Consider the following 23,359-nt stretch of genomic DNA (forward strand, 5'->3'; position numbering starts at 1 on the left):
ACCAGATAGCCTAGTCATTCAAATGACTAAGTTTGAAATATTGATTTTGATGGGAATAAATTAAAATCCCTTCAATATAATAATTCGGAATTCCGAATTTGTAATCATCAATTACTAATTACCAAATCAGTCCACTTTAACGGTAAACTCATACAGCAGGAGTCAGAAATTGTAGGGGCAAAGCATTCGGAAAATAGCCTTGAACAAAAATGGAGAATTGATTGCCCGAATGCTTCGCCCGTACTCATTGATCTGCAACGTGCTGTATATTGCAACACAAGACGTTTACCTTTATGACTGGAGAATTAAGACCTTGGGAATAGAACTACGCAGCTTCGTATTTCTAGACAACCTGCAACCTCAACACGCCGCATACATGGGAACAGTAGCCCAGGGTTTCTTACCATTACCAGGGGACACATCCTTATGGATTGAAATTTCCCCTGGTATCGAAATCAACAAGATTACGGACGTAGCCCTCAAATCCGCTTCTGTTCGTCCTGGAGTGCAAGTAGTAGAACGGTTATACGGACTTTTAGAAGTACATTCTGGCTCTCAAGGGGAAACACGAGCCGCTGGAGATGCAATTTTGGCATTTTTGGGAGTAAAAAAAGAAGAATGTCTCAAACCCCGTGTAATTTCTAGCCAGATTATCCGCAACATTGACGCTTACCAAACCCAACTTATTAACCGTAGTCGTCGGGGACAACTTTTACTAGCAGGACAAACTCTATATGTATTAGAAGTTGAACCAGCAGCTTATGCAGCATTAGCAGCCAACGAAGCGGAAAAAGCAGCGCAAATTAATATTCTCGAAGTTCAAGCTGTAGGTAGTTTTGGCAGACTTTATTTAGGTGGCTCAGAACAGGATATTTTAGCAGGAGCAGCCGGAGCTTTAGCAGCAATTGAAAATTCACCTGGAAGAGAAAATCCTCAAGGTAAGCGGAACGAGTAAGAAACAAGATTGACGCAACTAACATATTAATAGGGTGCGTCAGATGTTAAAAATCTGTTTATTCTTATCAAATTATCGAATTTGACGCACCTTACAAGAAATATTAAGTGTGAAACTTGCGTAAGTCCTAAAGGAGCAAAAAATGGCAAATCAACAACATCTCAATTTACTGCGAGCAGGTGCAGTTACTTGGATAGAATGGAGAAACAAAAATCCCCAAATTGAAATTGATCTTAGCAGCGCCAATCTACTAGGAGAAAACCTCCGGGGCGCAAATCTCCAAGGGGTAAACTTAAACAAAGTCAACTTAGCTCACGCGTTATTAGTAAGAACTAATTTTAGTTATGCTAATCTCAGTAATGCTATTTTTTACCAAGCTAAATTAATTGAAGCTAACTTGAGTAAAGCTAACTTGAGTATTGCTAATTTGAGTGGTGCAATCTTGATACAAGCAGATTTAAGTTATGGTAATTTTATTGGTGCTGATTTGAGTGCAGCAAATTTACAAAATGCTGTAATTACTGATGCCAATTTAATTGGTACAGATTTACAAAATGCTAATTTAAAAGATGCTGATTTAGCAGCAGCCCAACTTATTCGCAGTAATCTAGGTTTTGCAAATTTAATTGCAGCAAATTTAATTACCGCTAATTTAAGTGAAGCGAATTTATATGAAGCCGAATTAATGACTGCTCAACTTTATCAAGCTAACCTACATAAAGCTAATTTAACGAAAGCTCATTTAGGAAGTGCCTTTTTATCTAAAGCCAATTTAACTCAAGCCAATTTAACGGAAGCTGATTTAAGTTGGGCTAATTTGAAAGGTGCGAATTTAGCAGGAGCAAATTTACAAGGTGCAAATCTTAGGGGTGCAAATCTTCAGGGAGCAAATCTAAAAGGGACGATTTTGGAAAGTGATTAAGTAAGGAAAATAAATCAATGCACATTCAAAAAGTCATTATCAAAAACTTTCGCTGCTTTGAGCATTTGGAAGTTAATTTAGATCCCGACATCAATATTTTTGTTGGCAATAATGGATCAGGTAAGAGTGCGTTATTGGATGGCATTGCTGCGGCAATGTATCCTTATGTTACTGAAATTCAAAGAATTGTAGATAATGTAACAGAAGTATTCCCTATTTTTCAACAAGATTTACCAGTTAAAAAAAATGGCAGTAAAAAAATAAATCAATCAGAATTTATTGTATCAGCTACGAGTTTACCAGATTGGAAAATTATCTACAAAGATCCGCCTATTAAAAATGGTCATGAAGATGATAATAAAAGAATAATAAGATTACCTCCCCACCTTTTATTGGAAAGTTCAGAAGCATTACAAGCAGGGACTCAACAACTATATCTTAAATTAGAAAATCAATGTAAAGCTATAAAAAATAATCAAAAATCTGAAATTTCAGTAATAGCGTATTATCAAGGTAATCGTAACCTAAATAATATTGTTGATATAAACAGTTATTCTAATCAATATTTAGATAGATTTGATGCTTTCACAAAAGCTTTTAATGCAACAGCTAACTTCACAGATTCAGCTAACTGGTTTTTTGTGCGAGAGTACGAAGAATTAAGAGAGGGTAAAAATCGCCGAGATATTAACTTTGAACTTCCTGATTTAAAGCAAATACGAAAAGCTATTTCTACTATTATCGCTCCTAATGCTCGCGTTTATTTTTCAGGTGCAACATCTGCAAAACTGATGGTTGAGTGGACAATGGAAACAGGAGAAAAAAGAGAACTTTTACTAAGCCAATTAAGTGCAGGTTATCGCAATATGTTAGCGTTGGTAATGGACTTTGCGCGACGTTTAGCTCAAGCAAATCCAGACATGGAAAACCCGTTAGCAGCAGAAGCTATTTTGATGATTGATGAGTTAGATTTGCATTTACATCCAACGTGGCAACAAAAGATTATTCCTGATTTAAAAAAGGTATTTCCCAACACTCAAATTATCGCCACTACTCACAGTCCCGAAGTTGTAACAACAGTTCAACAAAATCAGGTGAAGATATTAGAAGATTATCAAATAAAGGAATGTCCATCACCTACCAGGGGGATGAAAAGTTCAGATATTGTCAGATATGTTTTAGGGTTAAGTGATTTAAGACCAGATACGGAAGAATCAAGAACACTGACACAGCTTTTTGAAGCAATTGATAATGGTCAATTAGAAGAAGCAAAACGCCTTAAAAAAGAATTACAACACTGGGAATCTTTTGATCCAGATATGACTAGAGCAGATATGCAAATCCGCCGCTTAGAACGGAGGAATGCAGTATGAAAAATGTTCTTAAATCCCCAGAACCAGAGGAAATTAAAAACTATAAAAACCGATTTTCTTCTCAGTTTAAACGATGGAATGATTTAAAAAAGAATAAAGAAACTTTAAATGCAATTCGTGATGAATTAGCATCTGATCAAAAAGGACTTTGTGCTTATTGCGAAATGTCTATTCATGCAAAAAATCGTTCGGTGGAACACTTTATTCCTCGTAACCAATCAACAAAAGAAAATAATCATGATCTAGATTGGCAAAATATGCTTGCTATCTGTCTTCCTCCAGGTGGTGTAAAAGACGATGATTTGCAAAACTCAAACCTACCTCATAATTCACCATGTTGTGGCAAAAAGAAGGATGGTGATATCCCTGATAGCAGGTTATTAAATCCTCTCAATTTACCAACATTACGTTTATTTAAATTCAGTAGTAAGGATGGTGAAATTAGACCTGATAAAATCACTTGTTTAAAGGCTGGTATTCCTATAGAAAATGTTCAATTTACTATTGATACACTTGAACTTAATGTTCAAAGATTGAAGGATCAACGAATAGCTGTAATTGACGAAATGAATAAAGAACTTGATGATGAAACTATTGATATAAATGATTTAGAAGAGAAAATTGCAGCAGAATACTTTGGTTATGGTACAGATAATTGGCCTCGGTTTTTTACAACTATTCGCTGGATTTTAGGTGAAGGTGCGGAACGACATCTTCATAATATTTCTTATTCAGGTTAAGATTATACTTAATAAACGTATTTGGGTTTACTAAGTACAAAATGATCTCAGGTTAATTACACAAAATAGTCAAACTTTAAAAAAGCTTATATTTTCTTTCTTCACACCTTTCCATAGACTAGCTATATTAAAAGTTAATAGCAAAAGTTGAAAAGGAGTTGAAAAGAGATGGAAACTAAGCCCATGAACCCATCACTAGGACTCGCGGATATCCCCCCCGGCTACCTTAACATTATGGGTTATGTTGACCAATCAGAAGTGAATGGTCCCGGTTGTCGGGCTGTTGTTTGGGTACAAGGTTGTAACCGTGAATGTCCTGGTTGCTTTAATCCTGACTCCTGGGCATTTGAGATTAATGATTTAGTTGCTATTGATACCCTTGCTGAAAGTATTCTCAAAAACCCCAATAACACAGGTGTAACTTTTTCCGGTGGTGAACCATTTTGGCAAGCACCTGCATTAACAATTTTAGCAAAAAAGTTAAAAGCAGCGGGTTTAAATATCATGTCTTTTACTGGTTTCACACTCCAGCAATTACAATCTGATTCTGCACCTCCTGGCGCAAAAGAATTGTTAGCAGAATTAGATATTTTGATTGATGGTCCTTTTGTTAAATCTCTAGCAATTAATTCTCCTGATTCTCCCGTTTCTTCTAGTAATCAAAAAGTAAATATCTTTAACCCAGAATTTGCAGATAAAATCACTTGGGCTAGTGATCAAATTGAAGTCCATATTCTCAAAGACGGCAATCGCATTGTTACAGGTTATCAAGGTTTATTGGAATTGACTTAAGTAGGTAGGTGGCAAAACTTATAACTATGTCATTGCGAGTGGAACGGAGTGGAACGCAGCAATCCCAAGAGTTTTGGGTAATTTACAGTTCGTTACATAGTTGGGTTGATTAGCATCTACCTACTTAATTTTAGGGAGGCTTAAAAATCGAGATATAGCAGATTGTATGCAAGTGAGATACATGAGATATCTCCAGAAATTAAATATGCGTTATCCACAACCCTTGTAGAGAAGTTCCATGGAACGTCTCTACATTCTTTTTTGGAGATGTCTATTGGTGACAGGTAAGATATCTGCTAATATTATAACTTGTTAAAAATATTATTTTTTTCGCCAAAAAATCAGAGAATTACCAATTATTTGCATAGCTATTTTAAACGTTGTTTGTGCATTAGTACTTTTCCAAGGAGGATGTATCCAAAGGCTTTTTATTATTAACATCAATCCATAAATATAATTACCTTGATGCCAGTAATAATTTGCCAATCCTGCAAATACTATACCTAATAGTTCTGATGATTTTAGATTTGTGGCAATATTTAATGCTATTTGCAGATGTTCAAATCCTTCTGGCTGTTTTAAGCAAATATAACAGTATGCTAAATTGATTCTTACATAAACCTCTTGATATTTACCTGTCATTAAAATACTAATTTGTAAAGCTAATTTTAAATATTCTATTGCTAAAGAATACTGTTTTATTTGAGAATAAATAAATCCTAAATTTAATAACAGTCTTGATTTTTGACGTGGTTCTCCGCAAAAATCTATTATTTTTAAGGCTTTGTGATAATACTCAAGACTAATATCATATTCTTCTAAATTTGTGTAATATAGACCTAATCTGGATAAAGCCATACATTCCTGATATTTGTTTCCCTGTTCTAAACTTAGTTTGAGTTGTTGTTCAATAAAATTTAACCCTTTATCTGGTAATCCTAGTTGTGCATAAACTACACCAATGAATCCTAAAATATTGGTTTCCATTTCAACATCGTTCAGTATCTGCACAATTGATAAAGCTTGAGTAGCAAATTTTATGGCTTTATGGTACTCTAAACATCCTAAATATGCTGTAGCAATGCCAAATATAGCTGATGCTTCTTGTTTATTATCATTAATTTTTTGAGATATTTCTAACTGTTGTTGATAATGAAAAATTGATTCTTGATATTGTTCTAATTGCCATTCATAAATTCTCCCTAAACCTCCATGTGCTTGAGCCTTTGATAAATCATCATTAACTTGATCAGCAATAACTAATTGTTGTTGATAATAATAAATTGCTTCTTCAACTTTTCCTAAATAATCATAGGCTTTACCTAATCCATGAAATAGAAAACAATCACATTTTAAACCGAATTTATTTAATAACCTTTTATAAAAATTAACTTGTTCTTGATAATAACCCCAAATAAATAATTGTTCATGCAATACTTTATTACCACCAAAATAACTAGTATCAATAAATAGTATTTTAAATGCCTTTTCCCACTCTGCAAGTTCACAAAGATGATGAAACGCTTCTAAATAACCACGTACTTTATCTAAATTTGTGGCATTATCATCAGGAAAATAATCAGTCAACCAATTATCAATAGCTACCCAATGGGTAAATTCCCATGCAGAAAGGGTAGATAATTGAGATGAAGTGAGACTAATTTCTAAAGTCGAAATAGTAAGTTCTCCTGCTGTAGTAAAATCTAAACTATCAAGTGCTGTTTGATGAATTTTCAAATTTTCAAATTCCATATTTTTATCTCTAAATATAAGTTCTTAAATGTTCTAAAGCTGTACTGCGAATTAGATTATGTTGTCGTAAATCATTATTGATATTTTCTACCAAATAACGATCTATTAAAGCATCAAGAGCAATTTCTTGATCTTGAATATTTAACCCATATCTCAGCGATAAATTTTTAAACCAAAATCGTTTGGGTACAGCACGACGATATATTGAACCAAAACAGAGCAGTTTGTAAGCATTAGGAACATATTTTTCTAACCGTTGAAATGTGTTTTCAATTCTCTGTTTAACAATCTCTCTGAGTCTTTTACTATAACAATCTAATTTTAGATTATCGTTAATTGATTCTAATTCAATTTCTTTGTAAGCCTGTTCTATAGCTGCAATTTCATTTTTATATTCACACCAATATTTATTCACATCTCCAGAAAAAGGAGTATTAAGTATTTCTCCTGCAATAGTTTTTAAAGCTAATGGATGTCCTTCATAAGCTTTACCAATACGTAACAAATAATTGCCTATTTCTGAATTTTCTGTAAATCCTATTTCTTGTTTATGGAAAAATTCATATATTTCCACATCTGTAAAACCCTGAAGTAGTTGATGCTCACATAAAGAATTATAACTTATTAAAATATCTTCTAATGGAATAGGCATTTCTTGGGAAGTAATAATTATTTTACCTTGACAATTAGGAGCAGCCATAAAAGCGAGAAAAAACTTTTCCCACCATATATCTTTAAAATTACTCCAACCAGTATGTTGATCACCTTGTAAAGCAAATTCCAAAGAATCAATTAATAACACACATTCATGATTAGAGATATAATCAACTAACCAAATTATGATATTTTCTGGCTGATTAGTTTGTGATGGTAAAATAGCTTTTTGTAAATTAGCGATTATTTGTGTAGCCACACTAGCAAAATTAGGTTCTTGTTCACTAGTTTCAAAGGAAAAAGTTAATTGTTGATATTCCTTTGGAAATTTAGACATTAACTTATTTGCTAAAGCAGTTTTACCAGTACCAGTAATACCAGTTAATAAAAGTAATTTATGGGTTGTTTGTAAGTTATTAAGTAATTCGTTAACTATTTTATTACGTCCAACAAAACAACTTTCAGCGATATCTTCCCAGGGTAAATTTAAAACGTGACAATAAATTTTAAAGACTTGACTATCAATTGGTTTTTTACCACCTTGAAACCGTTTTAATGTTCCCTCAGAAATACCATTAGGATATTTTCCATCAAAAAATAAATCTTCTGGCCAGTCAGGATCAAGAATTTGACTTGCAGCTTTTAACCATTGAGGATCATTGTAAGTCCAACCGAGTGTTTCTCTTCTGGTTTTGATAATTTGTTTACCCTGTTCAGATGCTTTGAGTGTCATAGATGCCTTTACCCTAAATCTTGTTTTTTGTCAAGATCATGTTTTAAGTTTTATAACTGATCTTGAATCGTAATATCACTATCAGTAAAATTGAGGATACTTAGGTGAAAAGCTTAATTTTATTTACTTTTAGAGGATATTTCCAAAAGTGATAAATACCCCTAAATTCCTATTGATAAACAAGAGATAGAAAAGGCAATTTCTTTTCTTGATCAGGTTATAGGGATGTAAATAAAACTTTATGTTGCTAATAAATCATCTTAGTGTCTTTTCACGTGAGTATTTACACAAAAGCTAAATCTTCATATTTTTGGAGATTTTCTTGATTAAAAATTCATCTAACAATTTTTCAGGGTTAATATCATGAGTAGTTCAGAATTTCCATTATCTAATGCAACTAATCCATTAAATCAAGGTTTTGCTGTAAATCAAATTACTGATCCTACACTACTACCAAAAATTGGGGGAGAGCAAACAGGCAGTTCTAGTAATCTTTCTTCATCTTTACCTGTTGGTGCTGTTCATGGATTAACTGGCAGATACTATAATAATTACAATGATTTAGGGTTAATTCGTACTGATGCAACAGTAGATTTTAACTGGGGTAATGGTTCACCAGATGCAATTATTGGGAAAGACAATTTTAGGGTAGATTGGACAGGTTTAGTACAACCATTATATAGTGAAACATACAATTTCTATACTCAATCTGATGATGGTGTCAGACTGCGAATAAATGATCAATTACTAATTGATAAATGGCAAGATCAAAGTACCAGAGAATACAGTGGTTCTATTTTTTTAGAAGCTGGTAAATTCTATAATATTGATCTTGATTATCAACCACCAACAGATTGATGCGACTCAAAACAGTGCGGTTATAGAGTTTACAGTTCCATCTAGCTCAAATTATCAAATTCAAGTTACTAGCTCTAATCCAGACTCAATGGGTAGCTACACTCTCTCAACTGCATCAGTTGTTAATAGTGGTGGTGGGGGAACTGGTTCTATCTTATTCGGTACGGATGCAAGTGGTAATCAGTATTCAGCCTTTACTACCGCCAATGATTACTACGGTGTTTATGGCGTACCAACTAGCTCTGTTTACCGTGCAGGTAATGGATACATTCAAGAAATGCAAGGGCTAGATGGTTTTGGTAAGTATTACTTGATGTTAGAAGATGGGGCTAGTCGTGCCTTCCTACTCGGTGGTGATGCTCTCAATTACTACTTAAATAATGGTGGTGTGGGACGTTTTGGTTATCCTGTCAGTGAAGTAGTAGTTGATCCTAAAAATAACTTTTCTACTCAGTATTTCGAGAATGGTTCTCTGGTAATACACGATGGGGCTGTTTATGGTTATGATGGTCCCCCTCCCATTACAGGTACTCCAGTTTCAACTCCTAGCACTCAACCAATACAAACAGGTCAAGTTAATAACACAATCGGTCTGAATTTTAGAAGTCAGCCTTCTGAATCTGGGGATAATAAGCTGGGCGCACTTCCCTTTAATACAAAATTCACAATTATCCAGAAGGTTGATGGTGAATTTTATAATAATGGAAGTCGCAACGACTGGTATGAAATTGAGTATAACGGTAAGCGTGGTTATGTAGCTGCTGGTTATGTGGATATTGTAGGTACTGATAATCCTGTTGTCACCCAACCTACAGCACCTAACAATCAGCCAGACAGTTATATTAAGTTTAACAACACAGGTTTGGGACATTCATCTCAGGAAATTGCTAAACCTGGTGTAGTTGACTACAAATACTCCATGTATATCAATTACGAAGGTAGTGCTAGTGCTTGGGGAGTCTCCTCTGGTCAAACAGGTCAGTATAGATGGGCAAAAGCAGACAGCAATGCTAAAGGCTCTTGGGATTTAGTAGTTCAAAATGATAACGCTTCCATTGCAGCTATCCAAGTTTTTATACCTACAGGCAGTACAGCTGAGAAAGCGAAATATGAAATATATGATGCTGAAGGTAAGTTGAGACAAATAACAATTGTTAATCAAGCACAAAATGTAGGTAAATGGGTTGATCTTGATAGTTTCTTTGTAAATAAAGGAGATAAGGTTACAGTTGTACTTAAAGCTTCAGGGGAAAGTGGCAAAAAATTATCTTTTGATGATATGCGTTGGGTAGATGGTGCTGTTAAAGATTGGAATGATGGTAATAATGGCTATGGTAATGGTTATTATGATGAACCATCAAAAGCACAATTAATCACTGACTATTCTTATGTAGGACCGGGTACTGATCTAGATGTAGTTAAGGACTGGTCAAACTTCCAATTATCAATTGATAAAAGTTATAAAAGCCAGAATTATGAACCAAGACCGTCAGATGTCAAGATAGATATGATTGTTTACCATCATACAGGTTTTGAAGCTAATATAGCTATTGATAGGTTTACAAGTCCTATTCCCTTGATTAACAATGGTTTATCGGCTCATTATATAGTTGGTAATGAAGGCATTATCTATGAAATAGTAAATCCTGATGATAAAGCTTATCATGCAGGTGGAACATACAATAATATTGGGTTTAATAGTAGATCGATTGGCATTGAGATTGTCAATGCCAATGGCAATGAACATCCATACCACAAGGAGCAGTACCGCTCTTTACAACTTCTAACGCTCCACCTTCTCAAAAAATATCCAAGTATAAGGTTTTTGACAGGGCATCAGGATGTTGAAGAAGTGAGTGATAAAAAAAGTGGCAAAACTGATCCAGGCGAACTGTTTGACTGGAATGCAATTAAAATTGCTGCTGATCGCGCTCCTGATGCTAGTAGTAAAATTAGATATATAGGTAATCATGATCTATCCAAATTACTCTAATTTTTCTTTAGCTTTTCTTTGAATAATTGATAAAGCGATCGCTATTTGGAGGATGTGGGGGGAGCGATCGCCTTTTTGGGAATGTGAGGAGGTGCGATCGCTGTTGTGGGGGATGATGGGGTGCGATCGCCTGTTGTGTGGGGAGATGCGATCGCTTTTCTAAGAATATTAGAGAGCGATCGCTGTTTGAGAATGTGGTAGTGCGATCGCTGTTGTAGGGGTTATGGGAGAGCGATCGCTTGTTTGGGTATGATGGGATGCGATATCTTTTGGGAATGTGGAAAATGTGCGATCGCTCTCAATGGGGAAATTTTTGGAAGTTAATCTGTTAAAATTTCTTCAGGTAAACAACTGCAAATGTAAAAGCAATGAAAATCAAAGCCGTTATTTATCCTGCCCAAGAAGGTGGTTATTGGGCTGAAGTACCTGCTCTCCCAGGCTGTATAACAGAAGGAGATACAATGGAGGAGTTAATTAATAACCTTCAAGATGCCATACAAGGCTGGTTAGAAGTAGCGAATGAAATTCAACAACCAGATCCTATCTCACAAGTTATTGAAATTGCAGTATGAAATCAATTTCGGGGAAGAAACTATGTAAAATTGTTGAGAAAAAAGGCTGGATTCTCAAAAAAATTACGGGCAGTCACCATATTTACGAAAAGCCCAATGATAGTAAAATTATCTCTATTCCTGTACATAGAAATCAAGATTTAAAGCTTGGCACTTTGAAATCAATAATGAAGATAGCTGAATTAGTGGAAGATGATTTGTAACTAAGATTTCTGTGTCAAAAATACAGCAAGAGGAATTTTTAATAATCAAGAGCGATCGCCTTTCTACTGAGATGTGGAAGAGCGATCGCGCAAATAGCTAATAACTATAACTATTCTTCTTCTACTAAAATCTGTGAAATATCCCGTGCAGCATGAATTAACCTCACAATTTCAATATACTCATCCCCTTCTAAATAAAAAATTAGATGCTTTTCAAATCCTCTAACTCCCCACTTCCGCAAACCAACTAAACGCGGATTATTAACATTATAAACACTACCAATACCAGGTAGTTGTGCTAATTGTGAAAAAGTCTGCCTGGTAGCATCAAAAAAACTTAATGCTGCATCAAAATTACTCTGGGCAATATAAGCAAACTGTTCATCAAGGTCAACACTAGCCTTTGGTCTAATTACAATGCGTCTAGTCATTGCTATTATTTGCGGAGTCTCTCAAGAAGCTGAGTGCGTTTTTGTTCCCACCACTCATCCGTAATCTCAATCGCTTCACCGCTATCTAAGCCTTCTAATAGTAATGTTTCTAGTCGTGTTTGTGCTACCTTTTCTAAGTCTTGACGAATCAAATGTCGAATGTATTCGCTTGTGGTACTATAGCCACCTTTTGCAACCTGTTCATTGATAAAATCCCGCATAGAATCGGGAAGAGAAATATTTACTGTAGTCATAGCTAATAAGTTTTTATATTTCTGATTCTTTGATTATGGCAAATATTGTCAATTTTTGTCAAATCTTTTGTAGGGATATGGGAATGTTAATACTGAGTCAATTCGTCAACAAGCATGGCGAAAAAATGTTAAATGATTTTATGTGATACAAATATTCTCATAGAGTTTTATAAGAATAACTATAGAGTTATCCATGAGCTTCGTCGTATTGGGTTAAATCAATTAAGTGTTAGTATGTATACAATTAATCAATGTCATAAAAATGGGGTAGCTTTTTATGCGAAAAGTTCTAGTTATCTTCTCTGCTTTACTAATCTTTTTATCAAGTCAATTAACATTACCTGCTTTTGCTGTAACTAATTCTCAGCAATTAACTACTAATCAAATTCAACAACTTTCAGAAATTAACTATAGTCTGCATACTCTCAATGATTTAGAATCTCGTGGTGTGATTAATAATGATATTGTTAAATCACAAGAAAAATATTATCTACAGCAAGCAGAAACTCTTGTTAATTCACCACTAACACCAACAGAAATCACTAATTTAGTAGATAAATATAACTGTAGTTCAACAAATCCAATTACAACATCTTGGCAGAGATTAACCGGATTTTTCAATTTTGTAAATATTATTTGGATAATTTCTACAATTATCTTGATAATTTCTATTGGTTGGTTAATGTCAATTTATATATTACCAATTCTTTTAGCTATACCTGCAACATTCTATGAATTTCTGGTTTATTTAGCTTGTCTTTTCTCAATTATCGGCGGACAAATTTTTGCAGAAGGAATTGGCGAATTTATTGCTTTACCTGGTTGTTTAGGTTTAATTGGGGCTTTGTTTTTGACTAATTATTTACATAAAGAGTCGCTTTCTGCTTTTTATGAAAAAAATCAAGTTGATATTATTACTCTCCATGCCTCTATTCTATTTGTAATTTGGACGGGAGTAGCAATTATTTATCAAAGTGTAATCATTGCATTTTTGGCTATTCTGGCTTTAGAAACATTGTTAGGTTTTTCTGTATTAGTTGTCCCCCTTTGTTATTATATCGGTTTTCGAGAAAGAAAATTAGTTCCTGTAACTACAGCAGCATCATTTTTTCTGTTGGTATTTTACGTAGGTGTGAAATTATCAAATACTGACCTTGTTTACTTGAATATTTTTTCACCTGGGGCGTTATTTTTAGGTGCATTCGTTTACTTTATTGGCTTATTAATTCTCTCTTCTAAATTATATAGACATAATGATATTTCCCATTATTTATGGCTGCAATGTTTGACAGTAATTTCTGGAGTGTTGGCTATATTTGTTGGTTCAGTTTGGCAGATTTCCCAACTTAATGGAATTGGGGGAACATTCTTTTTTCTGTATTTGATTGAAAAATATTGGGAATTACCTTGGAACAAATCAAGCTGGGCTTGGGGAACTTTAGGTTTAGGAATTGTCCTTTACTTATCATCATTTGTGATGAAACAATATCCCCAATATTTTCTTTTTAGTGTTTAATAGTTTTGGTTATTTAGGACCATACAGCCATACTTACTACCCCAGCAAAATCGCCATCTTCAGTTTCACCAATGGCGTAAATATTGTAGCAACAACTCATCCCAAATAAATAGGTGTGTACATTGTTTAAATTTGATTGCAGGAAAGTATCTAAGGCTTGAGTAGCTTCGATGTATTCCTCTTCAAAATCGTCGTCAGAATCAGTTTCTGGAGTAAATTCTTGAAATGGAAAAATTCTAGCAAATCCAATTGCGTCTAACAAATTATTAAACATTGATTTTCTGGTTTCTCCCAATCTCACAACAAAGCCTGTACCTGTGAAACCTCCTAACATATTTGGTTCATAAAAATCTAAATCTGTTAATAGAGGTTCTAGTTGAGTAAATAATTCAAGATTTGTGGCTATTTGTGGTTGATAAACTGGAAGTAATGGTTCTCCTATAACCATTTCACCGTTGCGGGTATATTCTTCAAAATCTGCGGGGATTTGAGGTGCAATACCAATCCATTCCCCCGATTTTGTTGTTCCGAAAATTATTTTAAAGGTATCTGCTGTGTCATGTAATGTTCTAATTTCTGCAACTTCTAAAAATGAAGTATTTTTTTTAACTAATTCTATTGCTATTTGATAGTTTTCGGTTTTTTGCCAAACACTCTCTAAATAATCATCTAAATTTGCACTTTTCATTATCTTTCCAGGATTTTCGTAAGATGAAAAATTAGAAATTTCTGATCTGAATAAGTTTTCCATGGTAAATTCTCCTTGAGTTTGCACTTCCCAAACAAAAGGATTGATAGGATAATCTGAATCACTCCAAGGAAATTCTAAATCTCTTGTTAGTTCTGCAAGTTTCTGTAAAACTTTGACATTATTACTTTTCATGGATTTACCTAAATAAGGCTTATTGTTTACTCCATTAATAGTAACCGCAAAGGATCTAAATGTACATACCAAGGAAAAGATTGATCTTGAATACTAGCCCATTTTTCTTTATAAATTTCTCCTTGTAAATGGTAATCCTGGGGATGATTACCAACAGAATGTAGTTTGAGAAATACCGTCATTCTATGGGGTGTTTCACTGGTGCGGACTAAATAACAGGGAAATGTATTTACTTGATGAGGATCTTTTGTAAAAATTAAATGATGAGCGCGAATACCAACATGAGATAATTTGGAAGGAATTGGTTCTTGAACCTGGAGAGTACAATCCCAATCAATGGCTTCTATTTGTTGTCCAGATAAAGCATTAGCGCGGGAAAAGTTTTTACAACCAGTAAGTTGAGCAACATTCACACTAGCAGGATGTTGAAATATCTCATATTTAGAACCATGATGAGCTTCTTTTCCATGTTCTAATACTAATAGATTGGGACAGAGACGATAAGCTTCTTCCATATTATGAGTAACGAATAAAGTTACTCCAGAATAATTGTCAAGGATTTCTGTAACTTGTTGTTCTAATTGACTGCGGAGATGTGTATCAAGGGCAGAAAATGGTTCATCTAAAAGTAATGCTTCTGGCTTGCTTGCTAACGCCCTAGCTAAGGCTACCCGCTGCTGTTGTCCCCCGGAAAGTTGGTGCGGATAGCGATCGCCAAATCCCTGTAAGTGCATAGCTATTAGTTGCTTTTCTACCTCTTGTTTAACATTTACAGATTTGGGTATACCAAAAGCGATATTTTCCGCTACAGTAATATGGGGAAATAGCGCATAGTTTTGGAATAAAAAACCAATTCGCCGTTGATAAATAGGAATATTAATTTTCTTTTCCGAGTCAAATAATACCCGATCATTTAAAATAATTCGCCCTTTATTTGGGGTTTCTATCCCTGCAATACAACGTAAAATCATACTTTTTCCTGCGCCGGAAGTTCCCAGTAAACCCAATGGTTGATCATCAGTATTAAAGGCAACTTGCAGATGAAAATTAGCTAGTCTTTTTTCAATATCTAAAAATAATCCAGATGTGTAAGAATTAAATAATAAGGATTGAGATTTATTTTCTAATTCTATTGGCTTGGTTGTGATTTTTGGAGGTTGGGATTTGTAGTTAAATTCTTGCCAAAAATTAGTAATAATAATTCCGGAAAGGGAAATAATCATAATTGCAATTGACCAAAACCAAGCTTCATTCATTGCACCAGCTTCTACAGCAAAATATATTGCCATAGGGATTGTTTGCGTTTGTCCAGGAATGTTACCTGCTAACATTAAAGTTGCACCAAACTCACCCAAAGCACGGGCAAAAGCTAAGGTTGTTCCAGCGAGAATACCAGGAAAGGCTAGGGGTAAACTAATGCGCCAAAAAATTGTTAACTCTTTAGCGCCCAGAGTTCTAGCTACTCGTAGAAGATTGGCATCAATTTGGCTAAAAGCTCCCAACGCAGTTTTATACATCAATGGGAATGAAACTACTGTAGCAGCGATCGCCGCACCATACCAAGTAAAAACAATTGTGGTATTAAATGGTTCTAAAAGTTTACCAACTGGTCCATTTTTTCCAAAAAACATCAATAGTAAAAATCCGACAACGGTAGGTGGTAGAATCAACGGTGCAACAAATATACCTTCAATTAAAGATTTACCTTTACCGCGATATCCTAACATCCAATAAGCAGCAGATATGCCCAAAAAAAACGTGATAAATGTTGCCAGTAAAGCAGTTTTGAGAGATATCCAAAGAGGTGATAAGTCTTGTGGCATGGTTTTTTGGAGAGAATTTGGATTAAGTCAAAGTTTGACTATATATTAAAGTTGATTGATTTAAATCAACTTAGTTGGTATTATACCTTGAAGTAAAGATAATTCAGTACCATACCACCAATAATTTTGTAATAATTGCTATTGACTAAAGCAGTCGGAAAAATACAATAATGTAGAGACGTTATATATAACGTCTCTACAAAGATTTTAGGAGATACACATTGATTTTTTCAAATTGATGGAAATACCAGATCAGTTATCAATAAAAGTCTTTTCAGCTATCGGAAAAGTCATCTTCTAGGAAGACATCATCTATATTTATTAGCCAGGGAATACCATTATTAACTGGTGAACTAATACTAATTTTAGCTTGGTTTGCAAACCGTTTTAGTATGTCAGCTAAGTAGGGAACAGTAGTCATGATATTCTGGTAACTTTCGATATCATAACAAATTAAGATTAACATTAAAATACCACTATTGATCTTAAAATACCAGTGGCAACTAGACAATAAAATTCTGACGACATTATTACAAGCAAAGAAAAACCTCTTCTTAGTTATTTCTTCTAATTGAATTAACAATAGTTCACTGATTTTCGTAGTCTTATAAGAAGGCAAATCATCTGGAGATAGATATGGTTTAGTCATAGAATTTCGTCCTTGTTCAAAAGAACTAGAGACTGACGTAATTTGAATAATTTAGCATAATCAACTAATAAATCACGTCAGATGTTAAGACATTTCAAGGTGAAACTGTTCACTCTCATACGAATGTTTATATAATTCGTATGTCCTGGACATCAATTTTACTTAGCAATTAAAATACAGAACTACATCAGGTTTTGTAGTTATTGCTAATAGACTTAAAAACTACATTATTGTTCTTGAGTAGTCATCCAAATAAGTTCTAACCACAAATGCGGATAATCTTTTTTCACCCTTGATAAAGGATCGCGGAGTAATTTGGTAGCATTTAAGCAAACAACTTCAGCTAGTCCTAAATATTTTGCTACTTCTCTGAGTAAATTCTTCTCAGTTACTATAGATGCAAAAATTTCCTGAGGACAGTAAATCCCAATATACGAAACAGGGGCAATACAAGAACGCATTAAACAAGGAGTTATTACTTTCACATAACAATGACGTAGCAATTCCCATACTCGCGGGTGCATTTCTTCGATAATAGTGTTAAAGTTATCCGCTAATTTTTCTTCAGTAATCATAATTCTCTCCCTTGCTGGTGCATAATATTGCAACCAGGATAAAGAACTTTTCTAGTTCCAAAAATCATTAATTGTTGAAAATCTTTTCACTTGCACCTGAAAACTCCTCATTGTTAACGGTGCGTTATAGAAATCATCAAAACCGAATTTTCTGAAAAAAACTGTATTGTTTACTACTCTTTACCAATTAATTTGGAAGAATCCCCAGTTGTGAAGTTCTGCAAGCGATCGCACAGCAAAACTAACAAATGCTACCAAAAAGCCAAAAGACGCTGAAGGAGAAGCACTAGATACACTGTGATGGAAAACTTTTTAAACTTTCTCATGCCCTTTTCTCTCCTATATGAAACTTGACAAAAGTAGATCCTTCCCCGCTACATGATTTGTAATTAATAACTGTAATTCACCGATCTGAAAAACCCTATATTCTTGATTATCATATAAATAGAGAAATATAACTTTTCTGAAAATACCATGCCAAAGCGGATATTTATAGAAGTAAATAGTTGGTTTAAGCGAGATAGAATTGTCCGTAACTTAGAATTTTTTCAGGATATTATTGTTATCTCTCTTTGTGTAAGTTTATTTTGTGTAATGCTGATCCGATTAGGAGATATGTTTTTATCATTTTTACATCCATTAGATCTACGGCAAGTAACATCTGATATTTTGTTTATTTTGATATTAGTAGAACTGTTTCGCTTGTTAGTTGATTACCTACAAGAACGGAGTATATCTGTAGGTGCAGCAGTAGAAATTACTATTGTTTCAGCTTTGCGAGAGGTAATTTTACGTGGTGTATTAGAAATTCCCCGCGACCAAATTTTCGGACTTTCTGTATTTCTATTAGTTTTAGCAGGAATCTTTCTGGCTTTACCTTGGATGTCTCGCTTATTAGAGCAGGTAAAAACTACTCACCAAGAAGCTATAGAACCAGAATCATAATGACATTAGAGACGTTCCATGGAACATCTCTACAAAGGTTCTGGAAAACGCATATTTAATTTTTAGAGCCGTCTCTTTTGTTCCTCATTTACCTACAATCTAAGTAGGTGAACAGAAAAATTTAAAGGTATGTGAAGAAAAGTAAAATCGCCCAAAACTCTCTTCCTGTTCCCTGTTCCCTGTTCCCTTGCCCCAACGACAATTTTTAACGCCCACCTACTTACTGTATTTTGGGTAATAGGTAAAATAATCTTCTTACCTATTCCCAATCTGCTTAATGAGAAAATCACATGATTAAGGTAGGACAAATCCGTATTTTTTGAATACTTTCTTAGCTTGTTCACTAGATAAGAATTGGGAAAAATTCTTAGCTGCATCAATATTTTTGCTGCGCTTCACAACTGCTAATGGATAAATAATCGGAGAGTGGTATTTTTCATCTGCTGCAACTACAATTTTTACTTGATTAGAGATTTTGGCATCAGTTATATACACTAAACCTGCATCAGCATTACCAGTTTCTACAGATGCTAAAACTTGACGCACATTATTAGCAAAAACCAATTTGGGTTTCACATTTTCCCAAATTTTCAACTTTTCTAATACCTGTTTTGCGTATTGTCCAGCGGGTACGCTTCTAGGTTCACCAATAACAATTTTTTTGATTTTTGCGTCTCTGAGATTGTAGAAACTAGATACACCAACAACATTTTTAGGGACTATCAAAACTAGACGGTTTTTGGCAATGATATTACGAGTACCCGCTACCAAAAGTCCTTTTTGTTCTAAAGCATCTACTTGTCTTTTAGCCGCAGATATAAACATATCCGCCGGCGCACCTTGTTCAATTTGTTGCTGTAATGCACCGGAAGATCCAAAGTTATAACTAATATTGACGTTTGATTTACTTTGTTGGTAGAGAGGTTTAATTTCTTCAAGTACGTCTTTTAAACTAGCTGCGGCAGATATGAGTAAGTTGGTATTTGATTTTGCTACGACAGGGGAAGGAGTAATAGTTGGTAAATTAATTGCCAGCAATAAGGTAGTAAATACTGTAGCAATTAAGACTAGAATCTGTCTTCTGTTTATGGGCAAACTAGACTTAGAGAAATTTTTACTCATGGAATTGACACTCAGTATAGTTTTACCAAGATTATCATATTTTTACCAATAAAATTGGTATTGGGTTTTATAATTGGATTTAAAAAATAAACATATCTAGGGTTGATGCAAGGAAACCCAACATTTATCAGCATTTGTTGGGTTGCGCTGTCACTTAACCCAACCTTGTACTTACGCAATAACTCTCTGAAACTCTTATTTCTCCGTGTCCTCTGCGTCCTCTGCGGTTCGTTTCTTCATGATTTTGCGTAAGTCCTGCTACCAAAGACTGTGGATTTCACCATTCTCTATTTCTGCTATGACGTTGACACTCCCCGCTCTAAAGAGACGGGGATTATTAAGATTTTACAATCCTAATATCCTGCTCACACAGGTTCCCAGACTCAGTACGTTTGCACAAAAGTGCGTGCTGATATTTTCTGGGCGTTTAGCTGTTAAACAGCAAGTTTCGCGGAGTCCCCACGTACTATTTCCAAACCTCTATCTCTGATAGTCTTTGCAGCACCAATATCGGCGTGTTCGTGATACCCACATTCAGTACAAATGAATTTCTCGCCATCACGGTTTGACTTATCAGTATGCCCACAATTCCTACATTCTTGACTGGAGTATTGAGGATTAATCTTAATTACAACTTTTCCTTGCTTGACAGCGAGATACTCAATTTTTAAAATTAAATCACTCCAACTTGCATCAGAAATAGAACGGTTTAATCCTTTTTTTCTAGATTGCCCATTATTTAAAAATCTTCCAGTTTTTTCATCGGTTTTAACTTGGCAACGCCTCAACATAGCGGAGACATTTAAATCTTCTAAGGCAATAGCATCAACCTTTCTAGAAACTATTGTATTAGCAACATCCCATTGATAAGCTGTTCGTTTATCTGTAATCTTTTTGTGAAAACGTCCTACATTATTAGCTGCTTTTTTACGATTCTTGCTGCCTTTGACTTTACGATTAATCCGTCGCTGTCTGATTTTTAAAGTGCGTCTAGCTTTTTTATTAGTTGAGAATCTAGGATTATCAATTTGATGTCTGTCGGAGAAGTGGACAAGTTTAGTTATTCCTAAGTCACAACCAAGAATAGAATTAACTTCGTCTAGCGGTTTTTTTACATAGTCGGGTATGGTTTTATCTTCAATTCTAATTGAGATATACCAACCATCTTGACGCTTTCTTAATGTGGCAGCTTTGATGGCAAATCCTGTTGGTATTAAGCGAGAATTGAAAAACCGCATCCATCCCAACTTAGGAAGATAGATTTTATTTCCTTGAATTTTCACACCCATCTGGTAAGTAAAAGAGGTAAAGTTGCTACGGTTTTTAAACTTAGGAAAACCTCTCCCTTCAAAGAAATTTTTGTAGGCAGTGTCAAGGCGTTTGACGTTTTGCTGTAGAACTGTAGAGTCAACTTCAGCAAACCAAGGTCTAGATTTTTTTAGATATGGTAATGCCGTTATTTGAATATCACCAGCACTGCGTCGAGGGTTTTTGAAGTTGCCATTCTTGTCAGTTTTAGCATCTTTCCACGGTTCTCCACTTGCTCCATTTTTACTGACAAAACAGGTTAGTGGACAAGCTTCTGCTCTAGTCCTAATATCGCAATAATCGCCTTGAATAAATTGCTGGTTGTATTGAGCTATTCTGTCAGCCAAGCTCCAGTTGTAAGTAGACCGGAGCATATCTAGCCAGTTATCCATTTTATTGGACTGGGTGACATTAGGGCGTAACTTGTATACATAAGTTGTTAGCAAATATAAGTCCCTTTTGTTGTTGTTTCCTTTATTTGATTATATAATAGCTATATACAAATGCTATGGAGATTATGCCGGATCATGTCCATCTGTTTTTAAATGTGAAGCCAACCGATGATCCATCTAGTATCATGAGGAAAATTAAAGGCAGAGCTTCTCATCATCTGGTGAAAAGAATTCCCCGAACTTTTAAAAATACCTACGTTATGGACACCAATTTATTTTGTTAGTACCGCTGGAAATATTTGCACGGAAACGGTTAAGAAATATATGGAACAGCAGCGCGATTAACGTCAATGCAGGATAAATCCTGTGACTAGCCTTCATCCCTTGTCTAAAGCACGGATATGGCTTCCTGAGTCAGCCACATCTTCAAGGGTTTTCGGCATTTTCCTTATAAAACGCTATGAAAATATTGATTTCTGCCATTAGATTTAGCAGTATATAGTGCTTTATCTGCTGCTGTAATTAGGTCATCAGATGTAATATTGTCATTAGGAATGACACTAGTAACACCCATACTTAAAGTAATATACTGTTCTATTGGCGATTGGATATGAGGTATTTTAAAGCTAGTAATAGCTTGTTGAATCTGTTGAGCAACATTTATTGCTCCTTCTAAATTAGTATCAGGTAGAATAACAGCAAACTCTTCTCCTCCGTATCGAGCAACTAAATCTGCGGGGCGTTTAATTCCTTCAGATAGGATTTTGGCAACTTTTTGCAGACAAACATCACCAGATGGATGGCCATAGCAGTCATTATATGGTTTAAAATAGTCTATATCACACATTATCAAAGATAAATATTTTTGTTCACGTTTTAGTCGCCACCATTCCTGGGTAATATATTGATCAAATTGACGACGATTGGCAAGTTGTGTAAGACTGTCCGTGTGAGCTAAATATTGTAATTCTTGATAAGCTGTATCTAGTTTTTGATAAAGTTGAGATTGTTGGATAGCTACTTCCAATTCTGCGGCTATTTCCGATAATAACTTAATTTCATCTGTTGACCAAGTATGAGAATTTTGGCAATGATGGGCAATTAAAGTTCCCCAAAGATAATCTTGCTGATATATAGGAACTATCAATTCTGCTTTGACGTTTCCAGCTATCAGAAAATCTAAATGAAGTGGAGAAAGACTAGAATCATTAATATTATCTATGACGTGAATTCTAGAAGATGCCAAGAAATGGAAACTCTGTTCCATCCAACTTAAATCATAGGTATTTTCTGCAACTGCAATCTGGCAAATTGTCGAAGTAGATTCTGCTAAAATTTTTCCTTGGTATGAATCTGTGAGCTTGAAAATTGTGACTTTATCTACTTTTAAGAAGTAGCAAATTTCGGAAACAGCAGTTTTTAAAATATAATCTAAATTCAAGGAACGACGAATACTATAAATAATTTTATTTCTCAGTCTTTCTTGTTCAGTTTGCTTTTGTAAACAATCTTGATAATGTTTAAGGGTTAAATGAGTATTGATTCTAGCTAATAATTCTAACTTGTTAAAAGGTTTAGTTACATAATCAACAGCACCCATTTCAAAAGCCTGAAGTAAATGTTCTTTTTCCTGACTAGCAGAGAGAAAGATAATGGGAATTTCCGCTAATGCTGAATCATTTTTGATGACTTGACAAACTTCTAAACCATCCATTTCTGGCATCATCAAATCCAGAAGAATAATATCTGGTTTAGCAGAGGCAATTCGTGCTAGTGCTTGTTTTCCACCTGTAGCAAAACTAACTTCATACCCAATAGGTTCTAAGATAGCCCGTAAAACTTTGAGGTTGAGAGCTACATCATCTACTACTAGAATAAAAAAATCTTCTGGATTAATTGACTGTTGCACCATGA

Annotated in this window: 22 protein-coding genes and 1 pseudogene; 12 read left to right on the forward strand and 11 right to left on the reverse strand. The window is 34.6% G+C overall.

The features are described from left to right. Nucleotides 1-313 precede the first annotated feature (313 nt). The 5 genes from FJR04_RS19405 (at nucleotide 314) to FJR04_RS19425 (ending at nucleotide 4,782) form a co-directional block, all read left to right on the forward strand. The gene (locus FJR04_RS19405; RefSeq protein WP_168497879.1) at nucleotides 314-955 is read left to right on the forward strand and encodes a hypothetical protein; all 642 of its coding nucleotides are present in this window, start codon (nucleotides 314-316) and stop codon (nucleotides 953-955) included. 142 nt (nucleotides 956-1,097) lie between these two features. Beyond that, entirely contained in the window at nucleotides 1,098-1,877 is a 780-nt protein-coding gene (locus tag FJR04_RS19410; RefSeq protein ID WP_168497794.1) for a pentapeptide repeat-containing protein, read from the forward strand. Nucleotides 1,878-1,894: 17 nt separating this feature from the next. Beyond that, entirely contained in the window at nucleotides 1,895-3,250 is a 1,356-nt protein-coding gene (locus FJR04_RS19415) for an AAA family ATPase (protein WP_168497796.1), read from the forward strand. After that, nucleotides 3,247-3,990, forward strand: coding sequence for a retron system putative HNH endonuclease (locus FJR04_RS19420; protein WP_168497798.1), 744 nt, complete (start codon nucleotides 3,247-3,249; stop codon nucleotides 3,988-3,990). The genes FJR04_RS19415 and FJR04_RS19420 overlap by 4 nt, the downstream gene beginning before the upstream one ends. Before the next feature lie 168 nt (nucleotides 3,991-4,158). Further along, on the forward strand, nucleotides 4,159-4,782 hold the full coding sequence (locus tag FJR04_RS19425; protein WP_168497800.1) for a 4Fe-4S single cluster domain-containing protein: 624 nt from the start codon (nucleotides 4,159-4,161) through the stop codon (nucleotides 4,780-4,782). Between the two features lie 321 nt (nucleotides 4,783-5,103). Here the strand turns inward: FJR04_RS19425 and FJR04_RS19430 are convergent, their stop codons facing one another. Next, on the reverse strand, nucleotides 5,104-6,534 hold the full coding sequence (locus tag FJR04_RS19430; protein WP_168497802.1) for a tetratricopeptide repeat protein: 1,431 nt from the start codon (nucleotides 6,532-6,534) through the stop codon (nucleotides 5,104-5,106). A 10-nt stretch (nucleotides 6,535-6,544) separates the two neighbouring features. Then, nucleotides 6,545-7,921: an ATP-binding protein gene (locus FJR04_RS19435; RefSeq protein WP_168497804.1), complete on the reverse strand. Its 1,377-nt coding sequence runs from the start codon at nucleotides 7,919-7,921 to the stop codon at nucleotides 6,545-6,547. A 363-nt stretch (nucleotides 7,922-8,284) separates the two neighbouring features. On the opposite strand from FJR04_RS19435, the gene FJR04_RS19440 reads away from it, so the two are divergent. The 4 genes from FJR04_RS19440 to FJR04_RS19455 all read left to right on the forward strand — a co-directional run bounded on the left by FJR04_RS19440 (nucleotide 8,285) and on the right by FJR04_RS19455 (nucleotide 11,547). Then, a complete protein-coding gene (locus FJR04_RS19440) occupies nucleotides 8,285-8,779 on the forward strand; it encodes a PA14 domain-containing protein (protein ID WP_168497806.1) in 495 nt (164 codons plus the stop codon). Further along, nucleotides 8,754-10,772 carry an N-acetylmuramoyl-L-alanine amidase gene (locus FJR04_RS19445; RefSeq protein ID WP_168497808.1) on the forward strand — a complete coding sequence of 673 codons (2,019 nt, stop codon included), beginning with the start codon at nucleotides 8,754-8,756 and terminating at the stop codon, nucleotides 10,770-10,772. The genes FJR04_RS19440 and FJR04_RS19445 overlap by 26 nt, the downstream gene beginning before the upstream one ends. Before the next feature lie 368 nt (nucleotides 10,773-11,140). Continuing rightward, nucleotides 11,141-11,344, forward strand: coding sequence for a type II toxin-antitoxin system HicB family antitoxin (locus FJR04_RS19450; protein WP_168497810.1), 204 nt, complete (start codon nucleotides 11,141-11,143; stop codon nucleotides 11,342-11,344). Beyond that, the gene (locus tag FJR04_RS19455; RefSeq protein ID WP_168497811.1) at nucleotides 11,341-11,547 is read left to right on the forward strand and encodes a type II toxin-antitoxin system HicA family toxin; all 207 of its coding nucleotides are present in this window, start codon (nucleotides 11,341-11,343) and stop codon (nucleotides 11,545-11,547) included. The genes FJR04_RS19450 and FJR04_RS19455 overlap by 4 nt, the downstream gene beginning before the upstream one ends. A 110-nt stretch (nucleotides 11,548-11,657) precedes the next feature. Here FJR04_RS19455 and FJR04_RS19460 read toward each other — a convergent pair whose 3' ends face one another. After that, complete coding sequence (locus FJR04_RS19460) at nucleotides 11,658-11,978, reverse strand: type II toxin-antitoxin system RelE/ParE family toxin (RefSeq protein WP_168497813.1); 321 nt, start codon at nucleotides 11,976-11,978, stop codon at nucleotides 11,658-11,660. Between the two features lie 5 nt (nucleotides 11,979-11,983). Further along, nucleotides 11,984-12,232, reverse strand: a complete 249-nt coding sequence (locus tag FJR04_RS19465; RefSeq protein ID WP_168497815.1) for a type II toxin-antitoxin system ParD family antitoxin — start codon at nucleotides 12,230-12,232, stop codon at nucleotides 11,984-11,986. 277 nt (nucleotides 12,233-12,509) lie between these two features. On the opposite strand from FJR04_RS19465, the gene FJR04_RS19470 reads away from it, so the two are divergent. Continuing rightward, on the forward strand, nucleotides 12,510-13,748 hold the full coding sequence (locus tag FJR04_RS19470; RefSeq protein WP_168497817.1) for a hypothetical protein: 1,239 nt from the start codon (nucleotides 12,510-12,512) through the stop codon (nucleotides 13,746-13,748). Nucleotides 13,749-13,761: 13 nt separating this feature from the next. On the opposite strand, the gene FJR04_RS19475 is transcribed toward FJR04_RS19470, so the two are convergent. The 4 genes from FJR04_RS19475 to FJR04_RS19490 form a co-directional block, all read right to left on the reverse strand. Continuing rightward, a complete protein-coding gene (locus tag FJR04_RS19475; protein ID WP_168497819.1) occupies nucleotides 13,762-14,631 on the reverse strand; it encodes a nuclease A inhibitor family protein in 870 nt (289 codons plus the stop codon). 26 nt (nucleotides 14,632-14,657) lie between these two features. After that, nucleotides 14,658-16,454 (reverse strand): molybdate ABC transporter permease subunit, encoded by a 1,797-nt coding sequence (gene modB, locus FJR04_RS19480; RefSeq protein WP_168497821.1) that lies wholly within the window; start codon nucleotides 16,452-16,454, stop codon nucleotides 14,658-14,660. Nucleotides 16,455-16,728: 274 nt separating this feature from the next. Beyond that, the gene (locus FJR04_RS19485; protein ID WP_168497823.1) at nucleotides 16,729-17,103 is read right to left on the reverse strand and encodes a hypothetical protein; all 375 of its coding nucleotides are present in this window, start codon (nucleotides 17,101-17,103) and stop codon (nucleotides 16,729-16,731) included. A 227-nt stretch (nucleotides 17,104-17,330) separates the two neighbouring features. Then, on the reverse strand, nucleotides 17,331-17,678 hold the full coding sequence (locus FJR04_RS19490; protein ID WP_168497825.1) for a hypothetical protein: 348 nt from the start codon (nucleotides 17,676-17,678) through the stop codon (nucleotides 17,331-17,333). Nucleotides 17,679-18,152: 474 nt separating this feature from the next. Between FJR04_RS19490 and FJR04_RS19495 the strand changes: the two genes are divergently transcribed. Continuing rightward, nucleotides 18,153-18,623 carry a phosphate-starvation-inducible PsiE family protein gene (locus FJR04_RS19495; RefSeq protein WP_168497827.1) on the forward strand — a complete coding sequence of 157 codons (471 nt, stop codon included), beginning with the start codon at nucleotides 18,153-18,155 and terminating at the stop codon, nucleotides 18,621-18,623. Nucleotides 18,624-18,917: 294 nt separating this feature from the next. On the opposite strand, the gene modA is transcribed toward FJR04_RS19495, so the two are convergent. Together modA and FJR04_RS19505 are read right to left on the reverse strand one after the other, a co-directional pair. Beyond that, entirely contained in the window at nucleotides 18,918-19,712 is a 795-nt protein-coding gene (gene modA, locus FJR04_RS19500; protein WP_371718442.1) for a molybdate ABC transporter substrate-binding protein, read from the reverse strand. Nucleotides 19,713-20,179: 467 nt separating this feature from the next. Further along, nucleotides 20,180-21,499: an RNA-guided endonuclease TnpB family protein gene (locus FJR04_RS19505; protein WP_168497831.1), complete on the reverse strand. Its 1,320-nt coding sequence runs from the start codon at nucleotides 21,497-21,499 to the stop codon at nucleotides 20,180-20,182. Nucleotides 21,500-21,558: 59 nt separating this feature from the next. On the opposite strand from FJR04_RS19505, the pseudogene tnpA reads away from it, so the two are divergent. After that, a pseudogene (tnpA, locus tag FJR04_RS19510) lies at nucleotides 21,559-21,790 on the forward strand (IS200/IS605 family transposase); the annotation flags it as partial. A 103-nt stretch (nucleotides 21,791-21,893) separates the two neighbouring features. On the opposite strand, the gene FJR04_RS19515 reads toward tnpA, so the two are convergent. Further along, nucleotides 21,894-23,357: a diguanylate cyclase domain-containing protein gene (locus FJR04_RS19515; RefSeq protein ID WP_168497833.1), complete on the reverse strand. Its 1,464-nt coding sequence runs from the start codon at nucleotides 23,355-23,357 to the stop codon at nucleotides 21,894-21,896. Nucleotides 23,358-23,359: the final 2 nt, after the last annotated feature.

It is taken from the genome of Anabaena sp. UHCC 0204 (assembly GCF_009711975.1).
GTDB lineage: Bacteria > Cyanobacteriota > Cyanobacteriia > Cyanobacteriales > Nostocaceae > Dolichospermum.